Origin of the sequence: Streptomyces sp. NPDC050504, assembly GCF_044458065.1 — a bacterium.
Lineage (GTDB): Bacteria > Actinomycetota > Actinomycetes > Streptomycetales > Streptomycetaceae > Streptomyces.
Genome location: NZ_JBITHO010000001.1, coordinates 758,164 through 781,704, shown reverse-complemented (window position 1 = coordinate 781,704; position 23,541 = coordinate 758,164). Strand labels below are relative to the sequence as shown.

11 protein-coding genes are annotated in these 23,541 nt (G+C 74.3%); 2 read left to right on the top strand and 9 right to left on the bottom strand.

All coding sequences use genetic code 11. The annotated features are described in order from the left end of the window. Positions 1-261: 261 nt before the first annotated feature. A complete protein-coding gene (locus ACIBNE_RS03220) occupies positions 262-3,633 on the top strand; it encodes a S8 family peptidase (protein WP_399268922.1) in 3,372 nt (1,123 codons plus the stop codon). Positions 3,634-3,809: 176 nt separating this feature from the next. Further along, the gene (locus tag ACIBNE_RS03215; protein ID WP_399268920.1) at positions 3,810-5,810 is read left to right on the top strand and encodes an ABC transporter ATP-binding protein; all 2,001 of its coding nucleotides are present in this window, start codon (positions 3,810-3,812) and stop codon (positions 5,808-5,810) included. Between the two features lie 109 nt (positions 5,811-5,919). On the opposite strand, the gene ACIBNE_RS03210 is transcribed toward ACIBNE_RS03215, so the two are convergent. The 9 genes from ACIBNE_RS03210 to ACIBNE_RS03170 form a co-directional block, all read right to left on the bottom strand. Beyond that, positions 5,920-6,801 (bottom strand): alpha/beta fold hydrolase, encoded by an 882-nt coding sequence (locus tag ACIBNE_RS03210; protein ID WP_399268918.1) that lies wholly within the window; start codon positions 6,799-6,801, stop codon positions 5,920-5,922. Between the two features lie 89 nt (positions 6,802-6,890). Beyond that, positions 6,891-8,312, bottom strand: a complete 1,422-nt coding sequence (locus ACIBNE_RS03205; RefSeq protein ID WP_399268916.1) for an MDR family MFS transporter — start codon at positions 8,310-8,312, stop codon at positions 6,891-6,893. Next, positions 8,309-18,370: an amino acid adenylation domain-containing protein gene (locus ACIBNE_RS03200; RefSeq protein WP_399268914.1), complete on the bottom strand. Its 10,062-nt coding sequence runs from the start codon at positions 18,368-18,370 to the stop codon at positions 8,309-8,311. Before ACIBNE_RS03200 ends, ACIBNE_RS03205 begins: the two co-directional genes overlap by 4 nt. Position 18,371: 1 nt before the next feature. Next, positions 18,372-19,157 carry an ABC transporter ATP-binding protein gene (locus ACIBNE_RS03195; protein ID WP_399268912.1) on the bottom strand — a complete coding sequence of 262 codons (786 nt, stop codon included), beginning with the start codon at positions 19,155-19,157 and terminating at the stop codon, positions 18,372-18,374. Then, positions 19,154-20,095, bottom strand: a complete 942-nt coding sequence (locus ACIBNE_RS03190; protein WP_399270039.1) for a FecCD family ABC transporter permease — start codon at positions 20,093-20,095, stop codon at positions 19,154-19,156. Before ACIBNE_RS03190 ends, ACIBNE_RS03195 begins: the two co-directional genes overlap by 4 nt. Positions 20,096-20,217: 122 nt before the next feature. Further along, a complete protein-coding gene (locus ACIBNE_RS03185) occupies positions 20,218-21,240 on the bottom strand; it encodes a FecCD family ABC transporter permease (protein WP_399268910.1) in 1,023 nt (340 codons plus the stop codon). Continuing rightward, positions 21,237-22,232 (bottom strand): ABC transporter substrate-binding protein, encoded by a 996-nt coding sequence (locus ACIBNE_RS03180; protein ID WP_399268908.1) that lies wholly within the window; start codon positions 22,230-22,232, stop codon positions 21,237-21,239. The genes ACIBNE_RS03185 and ACIBNE_RS03180 overlap by 4 nt, the downstream gene beginning before the upstream one ends. A gap of 186 nt (positions 22,233-22,418) precedes the next feature. Next, entirely contained in the window at positions 22,419-23,267 is an 849-nt protein-coding gene (locus ACIBNE_RS03175; RefSeq protein ID WP_399268906.1) for a siderophore-interacting protein, read from the bottom strand. Next, positions 23,264-23,503 carry a phosphopantetheine-binding protein gene (locus ACIBNE_RS03170; RefSeq protein ID WP_399268904.1) on the bottom strand — a complete coding sequence of 80 codons (240 nt, stop codon included), beginning with the start codon at positions 23,501-23,503 and terminating at the stop codon, positions 23,264-23,266. The genes ACIBNE_RS03175 and ACIBNE_RS03170 overlap by 4 nt, the downstream gene beginning before the upstream one ends. Between the last annotated feature and the right edge of the window lie 38 nt (positions 23,504-23,541).

The window sequence follows — 23,541 nt, the reverse complement described above, 5'->3', positions numbered from 1 at the left end:
GGTCTTCCCACACCGCTCCCGTTCAAGTGATCAAGGTCCCCCCCCCACGCTAGGAACGTACCTCCTGTCGTCACAAGGGCCCCATCGGCCACATGCGAAACAGTTGTTCAGCCGTCCGGATCGGGCTGCTGAACAACTCCCGGGCCGGTGGACTGCTGGTCGCAGGCACCGTGGCGACGCCCAGGAAGCGTCGGGGCCCGACAGGGCCCGGGGGCACGGGCAGGCAACCCCCCTCATCCAGGAGAAGAGTTGTACAGATCCATGCGCACATCCCGACGCCGTGCCGGGGCCCTGGCCCTCGCCACGGCCGTCGCGGCCCTCGCCACCGGGCTCGTCGCCCCCGCCGGGGCGACGCCCTCGGGACCGGACGACATCGGGCCGGGGCGGTCCGCCGCGTCCTTCGACGGCGCGGCGCCCCTCAAGGACGTCACGCTGATCACCGGCGACCGGGTCGTCCTCGACGGCAAGGGCAAGCCCGTCCGCGTCGTGCCCGGCAAGGGCCGGGAACACATTCCCGTACGGATACGGAACCTGGGCGACCGCACCCTGGTGGTGCCCGCCGACGCGGAGCGTCTGATCGCCGCGGGCAAGGTCGACCGGCGGCTGTTCGACCTGACCGAGCTGACGCGCCCCGGCACCGTCGCCGCGCAGCGCGGCGGCGTCAAGGTGATCGTGCAGTACGCCGGTACGGCTGCCGCCTCGGCCCGCTCCGAGGTGCGCGGAGCGGGGGCGGGCACGGTCCGCAGGACGTTCAGGGCGATGAACGCGGAAGTCGTCCAGGCGTCCCGCGCGGACGCGGGGGCGCTGTGGTCGGCGCTCACCGACTCGGGGCGCGCGGCGGCCGCCGACGCGAACGCCGTCACCACGACCACCGCCACCGCGCCCGGCATCGGCCGCGTCTGGCTCGACGGCGGGCGCAGGGCGAGCCTGGACAAGAGCGTGTCGCAGATCGGCGCGCCGAAGGCGTGGGCCGGCGGGTACGACGGCAAGGGCGTCAAGATCGCCGTGCTGGACACCGGCGTGGACTCCGCGCACCCGGACCTGAAGGGCCAGGTGGTCGCCGAGCAGAACTTCTCGTCGGCCGCCGACGCCAAGGACCGCAACGGGCACGGCACGCACGTCGCGTCGACCGCCGCCGGTACGGGCGCGAAGTCCCAGGGCGCCTACAAGGGCGTGGCGCCGGGCGCCCGGCTGCTGAACGGCAAGGTGCTCGACGACTTCGGCCAGGGCAGCGACTCCGAGATCCTGGCCGGCATCGAGTGGGCGGTCGCCCAGGGCGCCGACATCGTCAACATGAGCCTCGGCGGCCCCGACTCGCCCGAGCTGGACCCGCTGGAGGCGGCCGTCAACAAGCTGACGGCCGAGAAGGGCGTGCTCTTCGCCGTCGCGGCCGGCAACTCGGGGCCCCGCCCGTCCACGGTGGAGTCCCCGGGCAGCGCGGACGCCGCGCTCACCGTCGGCGCGGTCGACGACGCCGACGCGCTGGCCAACTTCTCCAGCCGGGGCCCGCGCGTGGGCGACGGCGGCTTCAAGCCGGACGTCACGGCGCCCGGGGTGGAGATCACCGCGGCCGCGGCGGCGGGCAGCATGCTGGCCGAGAAGCTCGGCCAGAACCCCGACGGCTACCTGACGCTCGACGGTACGTCGATGGCGACCCCGCACGTCGCGGGCGCCGCCGCGATCCTCAAGCAGCGGCACCCGCAGTGGACGCCCGCCGAGATCAAGGGCGCCCTCACCGGCTCCGCCAAGCAGGGCGCGTACAGCCCCTTCCAGGGCGGGACGGGCCGCATCCAGGTCGACGCGGCGCTGGAGCAGACGGTGTTCGCCGAGCCCTCGGGCGTGAGCTTCGGCGTGGCCCAGTGGCCGCACGCGGACGACCCGGTGCAGACGAAGAAGGCCTCCTTCCGCAACTCCGGCGACCAGCCGGTCACCCTCGCGCTGACGCTCGACGCGCGCGACCCGCAGGGCAGGCCCGCCCCCGAGGGGTTCTTCGCCCTCGGCGCGACGACGGTGACCGTGCCCGCGCGCGGCACCGCCTCCGTGGACGTGACCGTTGACACCCGGATCGGCGGTGCGGTCGACGGCCAGTACAGCGCCCAGCTCCTGGCCGCGGGCAACGGGCAGAGCGTGCGCGTCCCCGTGGTCGTGGACCGCGAGGTCGAGTCGTACGAGGTGACGTTCGAGCACCTCAACGCCGACGGGAAGCCCGCGGCGGCGTTCTACACCTCGCTCCTCGACCTGTCGGGCGACACGATCAAGGACGCCGCGAGCTTCTCGCAGGAGTCGGGCCCGGCCAGGGCGCGGCTGGCGAAGGGCTCGTACTACCTGGACTCCAACATCGGCGGGGAGGCCGAGCAGGGCGGCTGGCTGGTCCAGCCCCGGCTGGAGGTCACGGGCCCGCGGACGGTGACGCTCGACGCGCGCCTGGCGAAGCCCACCGACATCACCGTGCCGGACCGTGACGCGAAGCTGGAGAGCGCGTACATGTCGTTCGACTACACGCCGGGCAAGACGGGCGTGTCGGCCTTCATGCCGATCGGCGACTTCGCGAGCGTGCGCACCGCGCACCTCGGCCCCGCGGTCACCGCCGGGCTCTCCCAGCTGTGGTCGGCGTCGTGGAGCAACGGCACGAAGGACTACCACGTGACGCTGGGCGGCTTCGCCGACCGGTTCGCCACCGGGTACACCCGCCACCTCACCGCGGCCGACCTGGCCACCGTACGGGTGGGCCTCGGCGCCTCCGTTCCCGGCAAGACCGGCAACCTGTTCCCCACGGGCACGCTCCCGGGCGTCCCCGAGCCGTTCGCCAGCCTCCCCCGGCCCTCCCACCAGCTCCCCGCCGAGCGGACGCTCCACCTGTCGACGGTCGACAAGGTCCGCTGGACCACGGGCTTCCAGCAGTCGGGCGAGAGCGGGGGCGGCCGGACCACGGACGCCGCGTTCCCGCCGGCCGAGCCCAAGGAGTACCAGGCGGGCAAGACCTACCGCGAGGTGTTCAACACGGCCGTGTTCGGCCCGCGGATCGACTCCCGGTACGGGCTCTTCCGCACCGGCGACCGGATCTCCGGTGACGTGCCGCTGCTCTCCGACGGCTTCGGGCACGCGGGCCGTTCGCTCCTGAAGTCCGCGAAGACCACGCTGTACCGCGACGGGGTGCTGATCGGCGAGAACGACGACCCGCTGTACGGCGCCCCCTTCACGGTGCCCGCGGGCGACGCCAAGTACCGCCTGTCGACGTCGATCACGCGTGACCCCGCCGCGGCGGCCACCTCCACGCGGATCGACGCGAGCTGGGAGTTCCGCTCCAAGGAGACCGCGGCGGGGACCCGGCTGCCCGCCTCCACGGTCCGCTTCGGCGCCGACGTCGCGCTCGACGGCACCGCCCCCGCGGGGCGCACCCAGCTCGTGCCGCTGACGGTGCAGGGCGCCGCCGCGAACGGGAACCTCAAGTCCCTCGCCGTCTACGCCTCGTACGACGAGGGCAGGACGTGGAAGGCGCTCACGGTGGCGCTCGGCAAGGCCGTGGTGACCAACCCCGACAAGGGCAAGGGCGTCTCGCTGCGCGCCCTGGTCGTGGACAAGCAGGGCAACCGCTCGACGCTGGACGTCCACAACGCGTACTACGGGAAGTGACGGCCTGACGGTTCGTCATCAAGGGGCGGTGCGACCGGGCCTGACGGCTCGGGCGCACCGCCCCCGCGCTTTCCGCCGGGCCGGGCGCCCCCAATCCGCGGAAAGCGGTACGGGCGCGGCGCCCCGGCGCGATAGGAAAGCACGGCGAAGCCCGTCCTCCCTGCGGAAGGTGCCCGATGAAGCGGTATCTGCGGCGCGTACAGATGGTCGAGTCTCCGGTGTCGTCCGCCGAGCAGGAGCTGTTCGGCGGGCCGCTGCGGTACGACATGGGCTGGTCCCAACACGACCACGCACAGGTCGAGTTGACGATGCTCTCCGCCATCCGCGCGATGCCGCGCCTGGTGGGCGGCACCCTGCGCAGGGCCTGGTCGGCCGACCGGCCCGCGCTGGTCGCCGTCGGGATCAGCGAGATCGGCCAGGGCGTGGCGGCAGCCGCCGGGCTGCTCGCGGTCAACTCCGTCATGCACGCCCTGCTGGGCGGCGGCACGCCCGCCGACCGGCTCCACGAGGCACTGCCCGCGCTGATCGTCGGGGCGTGCGTCGCCGTGGTGAACGCGGGGCTCGCCGGGTGGTCGACGTCGCGGGCGGGGCGGCTCGAACCGCTGGTCGAGCGGATCGCGACGACCGAGTACCTGGCCGCCGCCAGCTCGGTGGAGCTGGAGGCGATCGAGGACCCCGCGTTCCGCCGGCTGATCGACGTCGCCCAGTACGGGGCGGCGTCCGCGCGCCGCATGATCAGTGCCTGCGTGGCCGCGGTGAACGGCACGATCTCGCTGATCGCCACGGCGGGGGTGCTGGCGGTCCTGCACCCCGCGCTGCTGCCGATGCTGCTGCTGATCGCGGCGCCGCGCGGCTGGGGCGCGATGCGGGTGGCCCAGGAGCGCTACGTGTCGGTGATGAACTGGATCGAGCACGTGCGCGCCAGCCGCCTCATCGGCAACCTGCTCACCGAGCGGAGCGCGGCCCAGGAGGTGCGGATCCACGCGGTCGGGCCCTTCCTGCTCGACAAGTACGAGGACATGGCGCGCAGCGCCGAGGAGGAGCAGAAGCGGCTCGCCAACGGCAAGGCGGTCACCGAGCTGGTCGCGGCGGCGCTTTCGGGGGTGGCGATGGCCGCGACGTACGGGGTGATGTTCTGGCTGATCTTGGCCGGGCACATGGGGCTCGCGGTGGCCGGCACGGCCGTGGTCGCGGTGCGGTCGGGTTCGGCGAGCCTGGGGGCGCTGGTGATGAACGTCAACCAGCTCCACGAGGAGTCGCTGTACGTCAAGGACCACGCCGAGTTCCTCGCGGAGGCCGAGCGGCGCGCGATCCCCGTCGGCGGTGACGACCTGCCCCGCCGGGTCGGGCAGGTGGACCTGGTCGAGGTCACCTACCGCTACCCCGACCGCGAGACGCCCGCCCTGGACGGGGTGTCGCTGACGCTGCCGATGGGGTCGGTGACGGCGGTGGTGGGTGAGAACGGGTCGGGCAAGAGCACCCTGATGAAGGTCCTGGCGGGCCTGTTGCTGCCGCAGAGCGGTTCGGTGCGGTGGGGCGGGGGCGACGACGGCGCCGACGTCACCGCGCTGGACCGGGCGCGGGTCTTCGGCCGGGTGGCCCTGCTGACCCAGGACTTCCAGCGCTGGCCGGTGACCGCGGCCATGAACATCCGCATCGGCCGCCCCGAGCGGCAGGCGGCGCCCGAGGCGCTGGAGCCCTCGATCGAGTACGCGGGGGCCGGGCCGGTCGTCGCGAAGCTCCCCGACGGCCTGCGGAGCCTGCTGGCACGGATGTTCCGCGGCGCGACCGAGCTCTCCGGGGGCGAGTGGCAGAAGATCGGCCTGGCCCGCACCCACTGGCGCAGTTCCACCTCGGGCGCGGACGGCGTCCTGATCGTCGACGAGCCGACGTCCGCGCTGGACCCCGAGGCGGAGATCGCCGCGTTCGACCGCATCCGCAGGCTCGCCGGTCCCCACCGGGCCGTGGTCCTGGTCACGCACCGCATGTCGGGCGTCCGCCACGCGGACACCATCCACGTCCTGAACCGGGGCCGCCTGGTGGAGTCCGGCAGCCACGACGAACTGCTCGCGGCGGGCGGCCGCTACGCCACGATGTTCCGCACCCAGGCGTCCCAGTACGCCGCCAACGGCAGCGCCCCGCTCCCCCACCGGAACACACCGCGGACGGCACCCTGACCGGGCCGCGCCGGGCCGCGCCGGGTCACAGGTGGTGGAGAGGCACGGCCGCGACCGCCGGAGCACCGCCGCGGCCACGGGTTCTCCCGCCCGGAACGGGGGGGGGAGTTCAGGCCGTGTGCGCCGCCAGGGCGTCGATCAGGAGGGGCCAGAGTTCGCGGGGGCGGTCGTGGCCCATGTCGGGGACCAGGAGGAGTTCGGCTCCCGGCACCAGTTCCGCGGTGCGGCGGCCGCCGCTGGGGTCGGTCAGGGTGTCGTCCAGGCCGTGGATCACCAGCGTCGGGACGCGGAGCTTTCGGAGCGCGTCCGCGCGGGAGCCGCTGAGGACCATCGCGGCGAGCTGGCGGCCCTCGCCCCCGGGGCGGTGGGCGCGGTCGTAGCTGCGGGCGGCCAGGTCCCGCAGGACCTCGGCGTCGCCGTAGCGCTTGGAGGCCCACAGCAGTGCGCGGTCCGCCGCCGCGACGTACCCCTCGCGGTCGGCCGGCCCGGGGGCGGCGAGCGCCGCCTGCGCCTCGGGGGTGGCCCTGCCGTACTCGCTCTCGCCGGTCGAGGACATCATCGACGTCAGGGTCAGCAGCCGGTCCGGGTGCTCGATCGCCATCGTCTGGGCGATCATTCCGCCCATCGACGACCCGACCACGTGGGCCCGTTCGATGCCGAGCGCGGTGAGCAGGTCCAGGCCGTCGCGCGCCATGTCCGACAGCCGGTAGGGGGCCATCGCGAGGGCGGCGGCGACGTCTCCCGAACCGGCCGCCGCCATGAACCGGGCCACGTCGACGGGGTGGTCGTCGAACCGGGTGGACAGCCCGCTGTCGCGGTTGTCGTAGCGGATCACGTACCGGCCGCGGTCCGCGAGGGCCCGGCAGAAGTCCTCGTGCCAGGAGAGCAGCTGCGCACCGAAGCCCGTGACGAGCAGGACGGGGGCGTCGCCGGGGTCGCCGAAGGCCTCGTAGGCGAGGGACACGTCCGGGGATACGTCGATGAGCGGCATACGGGAATCATGCCAGGGCCGTCGGCCCGGCCGCGCCCCCGGGCCCGGCCCGCACGGGGCCGGGCCCGGGGGCCGCCGTCACTTCGCCGTCACTTCCCCGCGTGCGTCCGCGGCAGCCGCGTCGCCCCCGCCGCCGCCAGCAGGCAGAAGCCCACCACCCACCAGAAGGTGTCGGCGAAGGCCTGCGACACGTCCGCGCCCCGCACGTCGAGGCGGCTCTGCAGGACCACGGCCAGCGTCGCCGTGCCGACCGAACCGCCCACCGTGTTCAGCAGGTTGAGCGCCCCGGCCGCGCGCGGCAGCTGGGCGGGCTCGATGCGGCTGTAGACGATGTTCATGACCGGCGCGCCGATCATCGCCATCCCGACGCCCCGCACCGCGAGCGCGGCGACGACCGCCGCGTCCGGGAGGTCGTGGCCGAGCTGGGTGAAGGGGACCGTGCCCAGCAGGATCAGCCCGATGCCGGTCACCACCAGGGTCCTCGGCGCGACCTTGTCGATGGTCCGGTTGACCAGGACCGATCCGGCCGCGGCGCCCAGGCCCTGCGGCGCGAGCATCAGTCCGGCCTCCAGGGCCGAGAGGTCGCGGCCCGTCTGGAAGTACAGCGGCAGCAGGAACATCGTGCCGAACACCGAAGCGCCCAGGACGAGCAGCGCGAGCGCCGCCGCCCCGAAGGGCGGCCTGGTGAACAGGCGCGGGTCCACCAGCGGCGTACCGCTGGTGCGCAGGCCGTGCACGGTGAACCCGACCAGCATCGCCGCTCCCGCCGTGATGCCGATCGCCGCCGGGAGCATCCGGTCGTGGGCGACCTCGGTCAGGCCGTACACCAGCACCGCGAGGCCCGGCGAGAGGAGCAGGGCGCCGCGCAGGTCGAACGCCGTCTTCTGGGAGGCGGGCGGCACCACGGGGACGTGGCGGCGCGCCAGGAGGATCGCGGCGGCGCCGATCGGCAGGTTCACCAGGAACAGCCACGGCCAGGGCGCCACGCCCAGGATGGTGCCGCCGACCAGCGGGCCGAGCACCGGTGAGAGCAGCGGCACGACCGAGACGATGCTGATGACGCGGCCGGTGCGCTCCTTGCCCGCGATCCGGGCGAGCAGCGCCTGTCCGGTCGCGGGGAGCATGCCGCCGCCGAGGCCCTGGACCACCCGGAACACGATCAGGCTGGTCGCCGACCAGGCCAGTGCGCACAGCACCGAACCCAGCAGGAACACGCCCACGGCCACGAGCCAGGTGCGGCGTCCGCCGAAGCGGCCGGCGAGCCAGCCGGACGCGGGCACGGCGGCCACCACCGCCAGGAGGTAGGCGGTGGAGACCCACTGGATCTCGGCGACGGTCGCGCCGAACTCCTCGGTCAGGGTGTCGATGCCGACGCTGACGATCGTCGCGTCCACGGTGGCCATGAAGGTGCCGAGGACGAGGATGAACGCGATCCGCAGCAGCGCGGGGTCGACCTTGGCGGGGGGCGGGGCGGGCGTCTCGGCCCGCGCCCCCGTCGGCTTCTCGCTCATCGGCGCTCCACCAGGTCCAGTACGGCCTCGTCCATGCGGTCGCCCAGCGTGCGCAGCAGGTCGAGGAGTTCGGCGGCGAGCCCGGTGGTGTCCACGCCCGCGCGGTGGGCGAGCACGCCCGTCCAGCCGTCGCCCTCCGGCATGACCGTGAGGGTCACCGGGTGGTGGGTGGACTCGCGGAACCTGGTCCCCACGACCGTGAGGCCGGGGGCGGGTTCGCGCAGCCGGTCCGGGTCGACGGGGTAGTTCTCGAACACCACGAGGCTGTCGAAGAGCCTGCGCCGTCCGGTCAGCCGCTCCAGGTCGGGCAGGGCCACGTGCTGCTGCTCGACCAGGGCGCGCTGGCGCGCCTGGAGGTCGGTCAGCGTCTCGGCGAGGGTGCCGGCGAGCCTGGCCCGTACGGGAACGGTGTTGGCGAGCAGACCGATGATCTCCTCGACGCCCTCCACCTCCGGCGGGCGGCAGGCGACCATGGCGCCGAAGCAGACGTCCGCGCGGCCGGAGCGGCGCGCGAGGAGCACCGACCAGGCGCCCTGCACCAGGGTGTTGAGGGTCAGGCCGCGCCGGGCGGCGAGGCGCGTGAGGTCGGCGACGACGGCCGCGTCGAACTTGATGAGTTCGGGCCGCTGCCAGGCCTCTCCGGGGGCGGCGCCCTCGGGCAGGCCGCCCAGCAGGTGGTCGCCCTCGGCCAGGCCGTCCAGTTCGGCCGCCCACTGGCCCAGGTCGGGCTCGTGGTCGGTGCGCCAGCTCAGGTAGTGAGCGAACGGCACGGGGGCGGGCAGGCCGGGCGCTCCGCCGGTGAGCCGGGCGGTGTAGAGGGCGAACAGCTCGGTGAGGATGCGCGGGGCGGACCAGCCGTCGGACAGGACGTGGTGGGTGGTCAGGACCAGGTCGGCCAGGTCGGGGCCGCGACGGATCACGGTCAGGCGCACCAGCGGGCCCTCCGCGAGGTCGAACGGCTCCGCCAGGTCGGCCGCGAGGGCGTCCTCGGCGGCGCTTCCCTCGGCGGCCGCTCCCGGGGCGCCTCCCGACGCGTCGGGAGCGTCGACCACCCGGAAGTCCGGCCGGGGCGACTCGGGGATCACGCCGAGGTCGCCCGGGAACACCGCACCCAGGTTCGGGTGCCGCTCCAGCAGGTCGCCGCCCGCCGCGCGCAGGGCGTCGGTGTCGAGGGCGCCCGCGAGGGAGAACGTCGACTGGACGGTGTACGGGTCGGGGTGCTCGGTCCGCGAGTGCCGCAGCATCACTTCCTGGAGCGGGGTGAGCGGCTGGACCTCGGCGACCTTCCGGTCCCCGCCGAGCGCGTGGATCTCCGGCGCGGCGGCGACGGCGAGGGCCGCGGCCTTCAGGTGCCCGGCCAGTTCCTCGATCTCGGCGGTGGTGCACAGCGCGGACGGCCAGGTGATGCGGACGCCGAGGGTGTCGTCGCGCACCAGGGCGTTGACCATCAGGCCGTGCGGCAGCGGGAGTTCGGCGGAGCCGCCGGAGCCGAGCGGGTCGGCGTCCGGGGGCGTCTGCCAGACCGTCTCGGCGGCGGGGGCGCCGGGGAACTGGCCCAGGTAGTTCCAGGCCACCTCGGGCTCGACCGGGTCCAGCAGGCCCGCGGAGGTGAGGATGCCGTAGCCGAGGCCGTCGCCCTGGGCGCGCAGCCGCTCGCGGACGGCCCGCACGTCGTCGTCCGCGTGCAGCCGTACGGGGTGGACGGCGGTGAACCAGCCGACGGTCTGGGAGAGGTCGACCTCGGTGGGCCGGCCGTGGCTCTCCAGCGCGACGAGCAGTTCGTCGGCGCCTCGCCAGTCGCGCACCGCGCGGGCGAGCGCGCCGAGCAGCACGGCGTCGGGGGTGGTGCGGTGGGCCGCGGGCAGGGTCGTGACCAGGGCGCGGGTGGCTTCGGCGTCGAGCCACAGCTCGTGGTGCGCGGCGGTGGCCACGGTGTCGCGGGCGGGGTCGAGCGGGCCCAGGAGCGCGGCCGCCGTCTCCCGCGCACCGGCGGTCGTGCGCTGCCAGTGCTCCAGTTCGTCCCGTCGGTCGGCGGCGCGCAGCGAGCGGGCCCAGCCGACGAACGACTGTCCGTGCCGGGCGAGTTCGCCGCCCGAGTGGGCGTGCTCGACGTCGTCGAGCAGGACGCGCCAGGACACGCCGTCGGCCACCAGGTGGTGGGCGATCAGGACGAGCCTGCCGGGCCGCTCGGGTCCCGCGTCCACCCACAGGGCGCGCAGCAGCGGGCCGGTGCGCGGGTCCATCGTGTCGCGTACGGACGCGGTCCAGGCGTCGACCGCGGCGCGGACGTCGTCCGTGGCGGGGACGCGGGTCAGGACGTCGGCCCCGGTGACGGCGCCGGTCTCGGGGACCCGCAGGGCGTCGTCCACCAGGTGGGCGCGGAGCACGTCGTGCCGGGCCAGGAGCGCGTCGAGCACGGTCCGCCAGGCGGTTTCGGAGCCGCCCGCGGGGACGCTGATCTCCACCCACTGGCAGAAGCCGTCGGCGCCGTTCCCGGCGCGGCGCAGCAGGTCGCGCATGATCGGGGTGAGCGGCGCGTCGCCCACGGCGGGCGCGACGGCACCGCCCAGGGTGCGGGCGCGGGCCGCGATCCCGGCGACCGTCTCGCCCTCGAAGACGTCCCGTGCGGTGAGGCCCAGGCCCTGGCGCCGGGCGCGCGAGACGACCTGGAGCGAGACGATGCTGTCGCCGCCGATGGTGAAGAAGTCGTCGTCGGGGCCGATCTCGTCGGTGCCCAGCACGTCCCGGAAGACGCCGAGCAGGACGGCCTCCGCCTCGGTGGCGGGTGCGCGGCGTGCGGCCGCCGCCGTCTCGGGGGCGGGCAGCGCGGAGGCGTCGAGCTTGCCGCTGGGGCTCAGCGGCAGCCGGTCGAGCTCCACGTACGCGGTGGGCACCATGTGGTCGGGCAGTTCGCCCGCCAGGTGGGCGCGCACGGCCGCGGTGTCCAGGGCGGCGCCGTCGGTCGGGATGACGTAGGCGACGAGGCGGTCCTCGCGGACGATCACCGCGCAGGCCCGTACGTCGGGGTGGCGGGTGAGCGTGGACTCGATCTCGCCCAGCTCGACGCGGAAGCCGCGCACCTTCACCTGGTGGTCGACGCGGCCGAGGAACACGATCTGTCCGTCGGGGCGCCAGCGCACCAGGTCGCCGGTGCGGTACATGCGCTCGCCGGGCGCGGCGAACGGGTCGGCGACGAAGCGCTCCGAGGTCAGTCCCGGGCGGCCGAGGTAGCCGCGGGCCACGCTGGGTCCGCCGAGGTACAGCTCGCCGGTGACGCCGGTGCCCACGGGCTGGAGTCCGCCGTCGAGGACGTAGGCGCGGACGTTCGGGTCGGGGCGGCCGATGGGCAGGGGGCCCTCGTCGTCCGGGTCGTAGTGCCAGGTCACGGAGTTGATGGTGACCTCGGTGGGGCCGTAGGCGTTGAAGAGCGCCTTGCGGCCGGTGCCCCAGCGGCGGGCCAGTTCGGGGTCGAGGCGTTCGGCGCCGACGACGAAGAACACGTCGGGGGCGACCGTGCGGTCGTCGGGCATCGCGGCCAGGAAGGAGGGCAGCAGGTTCACGCCGGTGACGCGGTGCTCGACGATGTAGTCGAGGAGTTCGTCGCCGGGGACGCGCACCTCTTCGGGGGCGATGACGGACGTGCCGCCGGACAGCAGCGGCACCATGGTCTGCCAGAACGCCACGTCGAAGCTGGTCGACGCGAAGTGCAGGTAGCGGTCGTGCTCGGTGACCCCGACGACCTCCTCCTGGAGCGCGATCAGGTCGGGCACGCCCCGGTGGGTGACGCCGACGCCCTTGGGGCGGCCGGTGGTTCCCGAGGTGTAGATGACGTACGCGAGGGCGTCGTCGGTCAGCCCGGCGCGCGCGTCGGCCGGGTCGGTGTCGGGTACGGAGGCCAGGGTGGCCGGGTCGTCGAGCCGCAGGACCGGGACGTCCCGTTCGGAGGGCACGTCGGCGCCGGTCGTCAGGGCGGCGGCCGGGACGATGTCGTCGATCATGAACGCCAGGCGCTCGGTCGGGTAGGCCGGGTCGAGCGGCACGTACACCGCGCCCGCCTTGGCCACGCCGAACAGGGCGACGGTCATCTCGACGTCGCGGCCGAGCAGGACCGCGACCGGGTCCTGGGGCCGTACGCCGCTGCGGATCAGCGCGTGGGCGACCTTGTTGGCCTCCCGGTCCAGCTCCGCGTAGCTGAGGCTGCGGTCGCGGCAGACCAGGGCCTCGGCGTCGGGCTTCCTCTCCACCTGGGCGGCGAACTCGGCGAGCCAGTGGCCGCGTTCCTTCTTCGGGACGATCTCGGTGCCGGTGCGCAGCATCCGCGCGCGCTCGTCGGCGTCGAGGGAGGGCAGCCGCAGCGCGGGGCGCGCCGGGTCGGCGACGATCTCGCGCAGGATGTTGTGCAGCCAGCGGCCGTAGTCCCGGACGGTCGCGTCCGCGAAGGCGCGCGGCTGGTAGCCGAGGCCGATCGTGATCTCGTCGTCGGGGATGACGATCACGGTCAGCGCGTAGTGCGTGGCGTCCGTGATGTCGACGCCCGCGAGGTCGAGGCCGGGAGCGAGGGGGGTGCGCTTCCTGCTGGAGAGCGGGAAGTTCTCCATCACGAGCATGGTGTCGAAGAGTTCGCCGACGCCGACGGCCCGCTGGATGTCGGGCAGGCCGACGTGGTGGTGGTCGGCGAGTGCGACGCTCTCGGCGTGCACGTGCGCCATCAGGTCCCGCGCGGTCTGGTCCTGGGTGTGCCGGACGCGGACGGGGATGGTGGTGCCGAGCTGGCCGATCATCGCCTCGACGCCGTCGACCTCGGCGGGCCGCCCGGAGACGGGGCCGCCGAACACGACGTCGCGGCGGCCGGTGAGCCTGCCGAGCAGCAGGCCCCAGGCGGTCTGGAGGACGGTGGTGAGGGTGATGCCCTCGTCGCGGGCGAAGGCCCGCAGCCGGTCGCTGAACTCCCGGCCGAGCCCGACGCTGACGCGGCCGGGCCGCTCGACGCCGGTGCCGGTGCTCGCGGGGGCCAGGCGCGTGGCGTCGTCGACGCCCGCGAGCGCGTCGCGCCACGCGGCGAGGGACGCCTGGTGGTCGCGGCCCGCCAGCCAGCGGAAGTACTCCTGGAGCGGCGGGGCGACGGGCGCGGCGGGGCCGCCGCCCAGCTCGGCGTAGATGGCCAGGAGGGTGCGGCCGACGATCGGCATGGACCAGCCGTCGAGCAGGGCGTGGTGGTTGGTGATGACCAGCTTGTGCTCGTCGGGGCCGACGCGGGACAGCAGGAAGCGGATCAGCGGCGGCCTGACGGGGTCGAAGGGCCGTGCCAGCTCGGTGCGCACGGCCTGTTCGAAGTCGTCGTCCTGGCGCCAGTCCAGGCAGACGTCGGCGGGGATGACCTGGACGACGTCGTCCCCGGCGTGGGCGAGGCAGACGCGCAGGGCCGGGTGGCGGTGCAGGAGTTCGCGCGCGGCCTCGGCCATGCGGCCCGGGTCGAGCGCGCCGACGAGGGTCGTGACGGCCTGGACGACGTACACGTCGGTGTCCTGGTCGTCGCGGACCATGGTGTGGAAGGAGAGGCCGACCTGGAGCGGGGTGGCGGGCAGGACGTCGGCGATGCGGCCGGTGTCGCCGGTGGCTTCGAGGGCGTCGATGGCGGCCTGGTCGAGGTCGACCAGCGGCAGGTCGGAGGGGGTGAGTCCGCCGGTGGTGTGGCGGGAGTGCTCCGTCAGGTCCGCCAGGGCGCGCTCCCAGGCGTGCTGGAGGGCGGCGACGGCGTCGGCGCCGAGGACCTCGGTCGCGGCGGTCCACTCGACGGCGAGCCGCGGCGCGCCCTCCTCGTGGACGAAGCAGTTGAGCGCGAGGACCTGTTCCAGGGCCTTGTCACCGGGCTCGGTCACGGCGAAGGCGTCGCGCTCGGGCAGGCGCCAGCCGGTGCCGGGCAGGGCGGCGAACCGGCCGAGGTAGTTGAGCAGGACGTCCGGCGGCGGGGCGGTGGTGAACGCGGCGTCGACCGCCGGGTCCAGGGTGCGCAGGACGCCGTAGCCGATGCCGCCGTCGGGGACGGAGCGCCTGGCTTCCTTGGCGGCGCGCAGGACGCGCCCGACGTCGCCGCGCGCGGGGACGCGGACCGGGTACTCGCTGGTGAACCAGCCAACCGTACGGGCCAGGTCGAGGTGTTCGCGGCCGTGGCCCTCCATGGTGACGGTCAGCGCGTCGCCGCTCGCGCCCCATTCGCGCAGGGCCAGGACGAGCGCGGCGAGCAGCACCTCGTCGACGCCCGCGCGGTAGGCGCCCGGCAGCGTGGTGAGCAGGGCCTCGGTGGTCTCGGGCGAGGCGACGGTGACCGAGCGGTGTGCCGTGGCGACCGTGTCCTGCTTCTGGTCGAGCGGTCGGTCGCCGAGGCGGAACGCGGAGCCGAGTGCGGTGCGCCAGTGGTCGAGTTCGCCCTGTCGGGCGCCGGACGCGCCCTGTTCGGCGAGGACCGCGGCGTGCTTGCGCCAGGAGGTGCCGACGGGTTCGAGGGCGCCGCCCGTGCAGGCGGTGTGCAGGTCGGGCAGCAGGACGCGCCAGGAGACGCCGTCCATGGCGAGGTGGTGCACGACGACGACGAGTCTGTCGGGAGTGCCGTCGGGGGCGCCGTCGGCGGTGCGCAGCAGGGCGGTGCGCAGCAGGTCGCCGGTGCGCGGGTCCAGTTCGTCGGCGAGGCGCTGGGCGAGCGCGGTGACGTCCTCGCCGCGCACCTCGGTGACGACGGGCCTGACGGCACCCTCGGGCAGGACTTCGAGTCCGGCTCCGGTGGCCTTCAGGCGCAGCGCGTCGTGGTGGTCGAGGACCGTGCGCACGCCCCGGACGAGGTCGTCGTGGGCGAGTTCGTCGATGCTCAGGGCGGTCCACTGGGCGTATCCGGCGACCGTGTCGACGTCCGGGTGCGGGTCGAGGAGGCCGCGGACGATCGGCGGCGCGGGCACGGGCCCCGTCGGCTCGTCCAGTTCCTCCGGTACGTCCTCCAGCAGGGTCGCGGACGCGGCGAGCGCGGCGAAGCTGCGGCGGGCGAGCAGGTCGCGGGGGCGCAGTTCCAGGCCCTTGGCGCGGAGCCTGCTGCTGACGGCGATGGCGCTGATGCTGTCGCCGCCGAGGGTGAAGAAGTCGTCGTCCACGCCGACCTGTTCGACGTCGAAGACGTCGGCGAGCACGGCGCAGAGCAGGTGTTCGCGCGCGGTGCCCGGGGCGCGTCCGCCGCCGGTGGACGCGGGCGCGGGCAGGGCGGCCCGGTCGAGCTTGCCGTTGGGCGTGACGGGGAGTTCGTCCAGGACGACGACGGCGGCGGGCACCATGTGCTCGGGCAGCCGCTCGGCGAGGTGGGCGCGGACGGCGTCGCCGGTGGCCGTGCCGGACACGACGTAGCCGACGAGGCGGGAGGAGCGTACGGCCGCGGCTGCGGCGGTGACGCCGGGGACGGCGCCGAGCGCGGCCTCGACCTCGCCGATCTCCACGCGGTGGCCGCGGATCTTGATCTGGCCGTCGCCCCGGCCCAGGTATTCCAGGCCGCGTCCCGGCACCCAGCGGCCGCGGTCCCCGGTGCGGTACATCCGCTCGCCGGGCGCGCCGAAGGGGTCGGCGACGAAGCGTTCGGCGCTCGCTCCCGGCCTGCCGAGGTAGCCGCGGGCCAGGTGCGGTCCCGCGAGGTAGAGCTCTCCCTCGGTGCCGTGCGGCACGGGCTGGAGGGCGCTGTCGAGGAGGTGGATGCGGGTGCCCGCGAGGGGGTGGCCGATGGTCACGGTGTCGCCCGCGATGGGCGCGGCGGTGCTGGTGACGGTCGCCTCGGTGGGGCCGTACATGTTGCGTCCGGTGGTCCCGGACGCGGCGATGCGCTGCCACAGGGCGGGCGGTGCGGCCTCGCCGCCGAGGACGAGCAGGGTGGGGCCGAGGTCGAGGAGGCCGCCGTCGATCAGGGGCGCGGCCATCGACGGGGTGGTGTCGACGATGTCGATGCCGTCGCGGGCGTAGGCGGCGAGCAGTTCGTCGGCGTCGCGGGTGGTCTCGGCGTCGTACACGTGGAGTTCGTGGCCGCACAGCAGCCACATCAGGTGCTCGAACGCGGAGTCGAAGGCGAAGGAGTAGGTGTGGGCGGCGCGCAGCCGCCTGCCCGCGCTCCGCTCGGCCTGCGCGACGACGGTCTCGCGCTGGTGGTGCAGGAGGGCGGCGAGGCCGCCGACCCGGCCGAGCACGCCCTTGGGGCGGCCGGTGGAGCCGGAGGTGTGGATGACGTAGGCGAGGTGCTCGGGGTGGCGGGGCGCGGCCAGTTCGGCGGCTTCCAGCGGGGTGCCGGGGTGCGCGGCCGCCTCGTCCTCCAGGGCGGCCCAGGGCAGTCCGTCGAGCGTGCCGTCGGTGAGGACGAGCGCGGGGCGCGTGTCGGCGACGAGTTCGCGCAGCCGCTCGACGGGGTGGGCGGCGTCCAGGGGCAGGAAGGCGGCGCCCGCGTCCATGACGGCGAGCAGGGCGACCACCGTGTCGGCGGAGCGCGGCAGGGCGAGGGCGACGACGTCGTCGGGGCCGATGCCGCGGGCGCGCAGCGCACGGGCGGTGCGGTGGACGCGCTCGGCGAGGGCGGCGGCGGACAGCCGGACGTCGCCGCACACCAGGGCGGTGTGCCCGGGACCGGCCGCGGCCATCGCGTCGAGGGCGGTGGGGACGTCGGCCGGGGTGCCGGGCAGGGCGGCCGGCGCCCAGTCCGCGAGGAGCGCGGCGACGTCGTCGGTGAGGGGGACGCGGCCGACGGCCCGGCCCGCGGTGAGGCCGGTGAGCAGGGCGCGCAGTCCGGCGAGCTTGGCGTCGACCGCGCTCTGGTCGGTGCCGCGCGCGTCGACCTCGAAGCCGAGGAGCAGTCCGCCGTCGCGGGTGGGCAGGACGCTGAGGCCCATGTCCTCGGGCGGGCCGCCCGCGACGTTGCGCATGACGCCCTTGGCCCCGGCGAAGTCCAGCGTCAGGTCGAAGGCCTTGAGGTTGATGCCGCGCCCGTGCAGCAGTGCGCCCGCGCCGGGCACGCCGATGTCCCTGGGCAGGTCCTCGCCCCGGTAGCGCTGGTGGTCGCGCATCTCCTTCATGGCGGCGGCGACGCGCTTGCCCAGGTCGCCGAGCCGGTCGCCGCCGCGCACGGTCACCCGCAGCGGCAGCACGTTGACCGCCATGGAGGGGGTGCGCAGTTCGGTGGAGCCGGTGCGGCACATCAGGGGCAGCGCGAACACCACGTCGGTGCGGCCGAGCACGCGGTGCAGGAACGCGGCGTACGCGGCGATCAGCGCCTCGCCCCAGGTGACGCCCTCGCGGTCGGCGGCCTCGCGGAGCGCGGCCATCTCCTCGGAGGTGACGACCGTGCGGGCGGTCAGGGTCCGCTCGGGCGGGCCCGCGGCCGAGTCGGCGTCACCGAGGTCGGGCAGCGGGGTGAAGCGCTCGACCCAGTAGGCGCGGTCGTCGGCGGCCTTCTCGCTCGCCCGGTAGGCGAGGTCGGAGGCGACGAGGTCGGCGAAGGAGCCGAAGGTCGAGCGCGCGGGCTCGGTGCCGCGCACCAGGGCGGTGTAGCGGGCCGCGGTGCGGCGGGCGAGCATCGCGGCGGTGTAGCCGTCGAAGATCAGGTGGTGGCCGAGCTGGGTGTACCAGACCTCGGTGTCGGAGAGCCTGATGACGGTACGGGAGTAGAGCGGGCGGTCCACCATGCCGCGGCACGCCTCGCCCGTCCGCGCCCGCTCGGCTTCGACCAGGGCCTCGGCGGCCGCGGCCGGGTCGGCCTCGCCCCTGAGGTCGACCACGCGGGGCGGCTCGACCGGCTCGTCGCCGACCCGCTGGCGCGGTCCTTCGGGGGTGTCGTACACCCGCAGCCGCAGGGTCTCGGCCTCTTCGGTGGTCGCCCTGACGGCCTCCACCAGCGCGTCCACGTCGACCGGTGCGCCGCCGGATATCTCCACGACGTCGCCGACCACGTAGTACGGCGAGTCCGGTTCGAGGCGCTGCGCGTTCCAGATGCCCAGCTGGGCTCCGGTCAGTGCGAGCGGTCCTTCCGTGGACACGATGGTGCTCAACTCACTCTCCTTGCAGTGTGGGGACGACCATCGGCGTGTCCGTCACCGGGTCAGGGATGATGACGTTCGGCAGGTCGAAGACGTCCTTGATCAGCGCGGCGTCCACGATGTCCGTGGGAACGCCCTCGGCGATCACGCGGCCGTCCTTCATGGCCACCAGGTGGTCGGCGTACCGGCACGCCTGGTTGATGTCGTGCAGCACGGCGATGACCGTGCGGCCCTGGTCGCGGAGTTTCGCCAGCAGACCCAGGAGCTGGTACTGGTGCGTGATGTCCAGGAACGACGTCGGCTCGTCGAGCAGCAGGTACGGCGTCTCCTGGGCGAGGACCATGGCCATCCAGACGCGCTGGCGCTGTCCGCCGGACAGCTCCTGGACCTGCCTCTCGGCGAGGTCCTCGACGCCCGCGGCGACCATCGCCTCGACGACGGCCTCCTCGTCGTGCCTCGACCACAGGGCGAGCAGCGACTGGTGGGGGAAGCGGCCCCGCCCCACGAGCTGCTTGACCTTGATGTCCTCGGGGGCCTGCGGGTCCTGGGGCAGGAAGCCGAGCTGCTTGGCGAGGGCCTTGGCGGGGTAGTCCGAGACCTCCCGGCCGTCGAGTTCGACCTTGCCCTCGTGGGGGCGCAGCAGTCGCACGAGGGCGCGCAGCAGGGTCGACTTGCCACAGCCGTTGGGCCCCACGATGGCGGTGAACGCGCCGTCGGGGACGTCGAGGCTCAGCCGGGTGGACACCACCCGGTCTCCGTAGCGCAGGGTGATGTCCCGCGCGGTCAGGCGTGCGCTCACGCGCGCCTCACCTCCTTGGTCAGCAGCCAGATCAAGTAGCAACCGCCGATCGCGGTGCTCACCACGCCGACGGGCAGCGCGACGGGTGCGAGCAGCATCTGGGCGATCAGGTCGGCGCCCATCAGCAGGACGGCTCCGGTCAGTGCGGCGGGCAGCAGCGGCACGCCCGCCGCGCCCGCGAGCCTGCGGCCGATCTGCGGCGCCGCGAGGGCGATGAACACGATCGGTCCCGCCACCGCGGTCACGGTGGCCGTGCAGCCGACGCCGACCAGCACCATCAGCAGGCGCAGCCGGTCGAGCCCGACGCCCGTGGTGACGGCGACCGCGTCGCCGAGCGCCGCCTGGTGCATGGCGTGCGCGCGGGTGGCCATCAGGGCGAGCAGGACTCCGATCACCGCGAAGGGGATGTTCAGGTCCTCCCAGCCGACTCCGTTGAGGGAGCCCGCGCTCCAGCCGACGGCGGCGATCGCCACCTCCAGTTCGGCGCGGAGCACGATCCAGGAGTTGAACGCGGTCACCATCGCGTTGACGGCGATGCCGATCACGACGAGCCGCAGTCCGGAGAAGCCCCGGTCGAAGGAGAGCAGGTAGATCGCGGCGGCGACGACCAGTCCGCCGATCACCGAGCCGACGGCCAGCTGTGCGGACGTGCCGGACAGGACGGTGATGGCGATCAGGGCGCCGCTGTAGGCGCCCGCGTCGAGGCCGATCACGTCGGGGCTGCCCATGGGGTTGCGGGTGAGGTTCTGGAAGAGGGCTCCGGCGACGCCGAGCGCGGCGCCGAAGACCAGTCCCGCCAGGACCCGCGGCAGGCGCCAGTCGGAGATCACCACGGAGCGTTCGGCGCCGCTGAGGACGGCGAACACCCTGCCGGGCGTGGACCAGGAGGCCCCGTAGCAGAGTCCGAGGAGGCCGAGGCCCAGGATGAGGACGGTCATGACGGCGACGAGCACCACGGTGCGGCGCTGGACCGTCAGGCCGAGGCCCTCGCGGGCGGCCCGCCCGGTCTTCCGGCCGTCCGCCGGGCCCTTGGCGGGGCCGGACTTCGTGTCGATGGCGTTCACAGTGACCCCGCCCCGTAGCGACGGACGACCCAGATCAGCATGGGGCCGCCGAGGAATGCGGTGACGATGGCCACCGGCACCTCGCCGGTGGGCAGCAGCACGCGCGAGCCGATGTCGGCGATCAGCAGGAGGATCGGGCCGAGGACCATGCTGTAGCCGAGGGTCCAGGGCACCGAGCCCGCCGCGGGCCTGCGCACCAGGTGCGGCACGATCAGCCCGACGAACAGGATCGGTCCCGCGACGGCCGTGGCGGCGCCGCTGAGCACGGTGACCAGGACGAGTGCGACGGCGCGCACCCGGCCCACGCCCGCGCCCAGCGTCTGGGCCACGTTCTCGCCGAGCGCCAGGGCGTTGAGGGACTTGCCGAGCACCAGCGCGCCTGCGAGGGCCAGGCCGATGGCGGTCAGCGGCAGGGCGAGCGGCGCCTGTTCGCGGGCGGCGAGCGAGCCGACCGACCAGAACCGGTAGACGTCGAAGACGTCCGGCTTCATCAGCCGCATGCCGAGCGCGACACCGGTCAGTACGGCGGTCAGGGCGACGCCCGCCAGGACGAGGCGCAGCGGCGACTGGCGCCCGACGGCGGCGACCATCAGGGTGGCGACCACCGAGCCGAGCACCGCCCAGCCGAACTGGCCGGCCTGTCCCGCGGCCAGGCCGAGGCCCGAGCCGAGAGTGATGGCGAACCCGGCGCCCGCGGTGACTCCGAGGATGCCGGGCTCGGCCAGCGGGTTGCGGGCGATCGTCTGGATGAGCGCGCCGGCCACCGCGAGTGCGGCACCGACGGCGACCGCGAGCAGGGCGCGGGGCGCCCTGATGTCGCGGACGATGACCTGCTCGTCGGTGCCCGTGTAGTCGAGCAGGGCGCGCACGACGTCGGCGGGCGGGATCGAGCGGGCACCGATGCCCACGCTGATCACGGCGACGACGGCCAGGAGGACGAGTCCGCCGACGAGCAGGGCGGTCTGCGGCGCGGCCCGCCCTGCTCCCGTCGCTTCGGACGTGCGGCCTGCGGTGGTCACGGCTTCAGCAGCGGCGCGAACGCCTTGTCGATCGCGTCGAGGGTCTGCATGCCCTGGCCGTAGGTCGCGGCCTCGGTGTAGCGGATCGGGATGGTCTTGCCGGCCTTGACGGCGGGCAGGTTCTTCCAGAGCTTGGAGTCCATGGCGTACTTCACCGACTCGGGCAGGGAGCCGTCGGCCTTGACGGAGTAGGTGATGACGTCGGCCTCGCGGAAGGAGGCGGGCAGTTCCTCGATGGAGGGGTACTCGCTGACGCCCTTGGAGCCGGGGCCGGGGTTCTTGACCTTGCCGTAGTACACGGCGCCCGCGTCCTCGGCGATGTTGGTGCCCCAGGAGCCGCTGAACTCGCGCTGGAAGGTGCCCTTGGCGGACTCGCCGTACGAGCCGAGGTGGCCGAACTTCAGCTTCGGCAGGACGCCCTTGTACTTCTCCTTCAGCGCGGCGGCCTTGGTCTCGTACTGGGTCTTGACGGCGTCGAACTGCTTGAGCGAACCGGCGGCGTCGGCCTGCTGGTGCGAGAGGGTGCGCCAGGCGGACGGCTTGGTCGGGCCGATGGCGACGACGGGGGCGATGCCCTCCAGGCGCTTCACGTCGATGTCGCCGAGCACCGGGGCGGGCACGCCGATGACGATCAGGTCGGGCTCGGCCTCGGCGATCGCGTCGTAGTTGGTCTCCGTCGCCAGCTCGCCCGCGACCTTGGGGAGCTTCTTGTACGTGGCGAGGGTCTTCGCGTCCATCATCGGCTCGCCGCGCTTCCACGACGAGATGCCGACGAGCGGGGCGTCCGCCTCGATGAGGGCGGGCACGGCGTAGCCGGTGGCGACGACGCGCTTCGGCTTCTCCGGGATGGTGATCTTGCCGTTGTCCGCGGCGAACACCCGGGTCTTGCCCTTGCCCTCGGCGTCCGACTTGCCGTCCGACGAGCTGCACCCGGTCACGACCAGGGCCAGCGCGAGGGCGCCCACCAGGCCGGACGTTCTGCGTATGGACATGTGATGCTCCTTGTTCAGTGTGCTTCGGGGGAAGCGGGTCAGGCGCGCCCGGTCGGGCGGCCTTCGGTCGGACGCGAGGTCAAACAGGGCCGGACGGGGTGGAACGGGGTCGGACACGGACGGTTCGGCGGCCGTCCGGTACGGGGTTCGTACGGCCGGGGCCCGCGGGCCCCGGGCGCGTACGGCTCAGTGGTCGTCGTCGAAGTCGGCGACGCCGCGCTTCCAGTAGCCGGTGATGTCGTGGTCGGCCTTGTCCAGCTTCAGCTCGTCGCGGGCCCAGCGGCGCAGCGGCTTGATCTGCCCCGCCTCGCCCGCGGCCCACAGGTACAGCCGCTCGCCCTCGGGGACGGTGACCGCCGTGGCGGCCCGCGCCAGGGCGTCGCCGGTGCCCGCGGGGCGCTCGCCGAGGTGCAGCCAGTGCACCTCGAAGCCCTCGGGCGCGTCGAGTTCGATCTCCTCGGCGGGGCCCGCGACCTCGATGAACGCCCAGCCCTTGGCGGCCTCGGGCAGTTCCTCCAGCCAGCGCGCGATCGCGGGGAGCGCGGTGATGTCGCCCGCGAGCAGGTAGCGGTCGTACGTGTGGGGGACGATCAGTCCGCCGGGCGGGCCCGCGACGTGCACCGGGGTGCCGGGCTCGACCGCGCGCGCCCAGTCGGAGGCGAGTCCGCCGTCGTGCAGGGCGAAGTCGATGTCGATCTCGGCGGCGGCCGGGTCGTAGCGGCGCACGGTGTACTCGCGCGACGTGGGCGCGGGGCGGGGCCACTTGAGCATCAGACCGTTGGTCTCGGGCAGCCGCAGGGTGCCGTCGGGCTCGGGGAAGAGCAGCTTGACGTGCTCGTCGGGCGAGTGGGCCTCGAACTCCTTGGCGCCGGGACCGCCGAGGGTGACGCGCAGCAGGCCCGCGCCGACCATGGCGGTGCGCACGACCTCGGTCTCGCGGACGCGGATCGGGTAGCCGACCTTCTCGGCGTGGCGGCCCTCGCGGACCTCGGCGATCCGCTCCAGGTACCGGTGCCTGTGGTCTTCCCTGGTCATGCGGCACCGCCCGTCAGGAGCGCGGTCCAGTGGGCCAGTTCGGGGCGCTCCGCCAGGTCGGGGAACTCCACCTCGGTGGCGCCCGCGGTGCGCCAGCGCTCGATGAGCGTCATGATGCGCACGGAGTCCAGGCCGTGGTCCATGAGGTTGTCCTCGGGGTCGATCTCGGCGGGATCGCAGCCGAGCAGGTCCGCGACGTCGGCGCGGATCTTCTCGGGCGACAGGGTCTGGCTCATCGGACTGCTCCTGCGGGGGTCGGCACCGACGGCGCGGG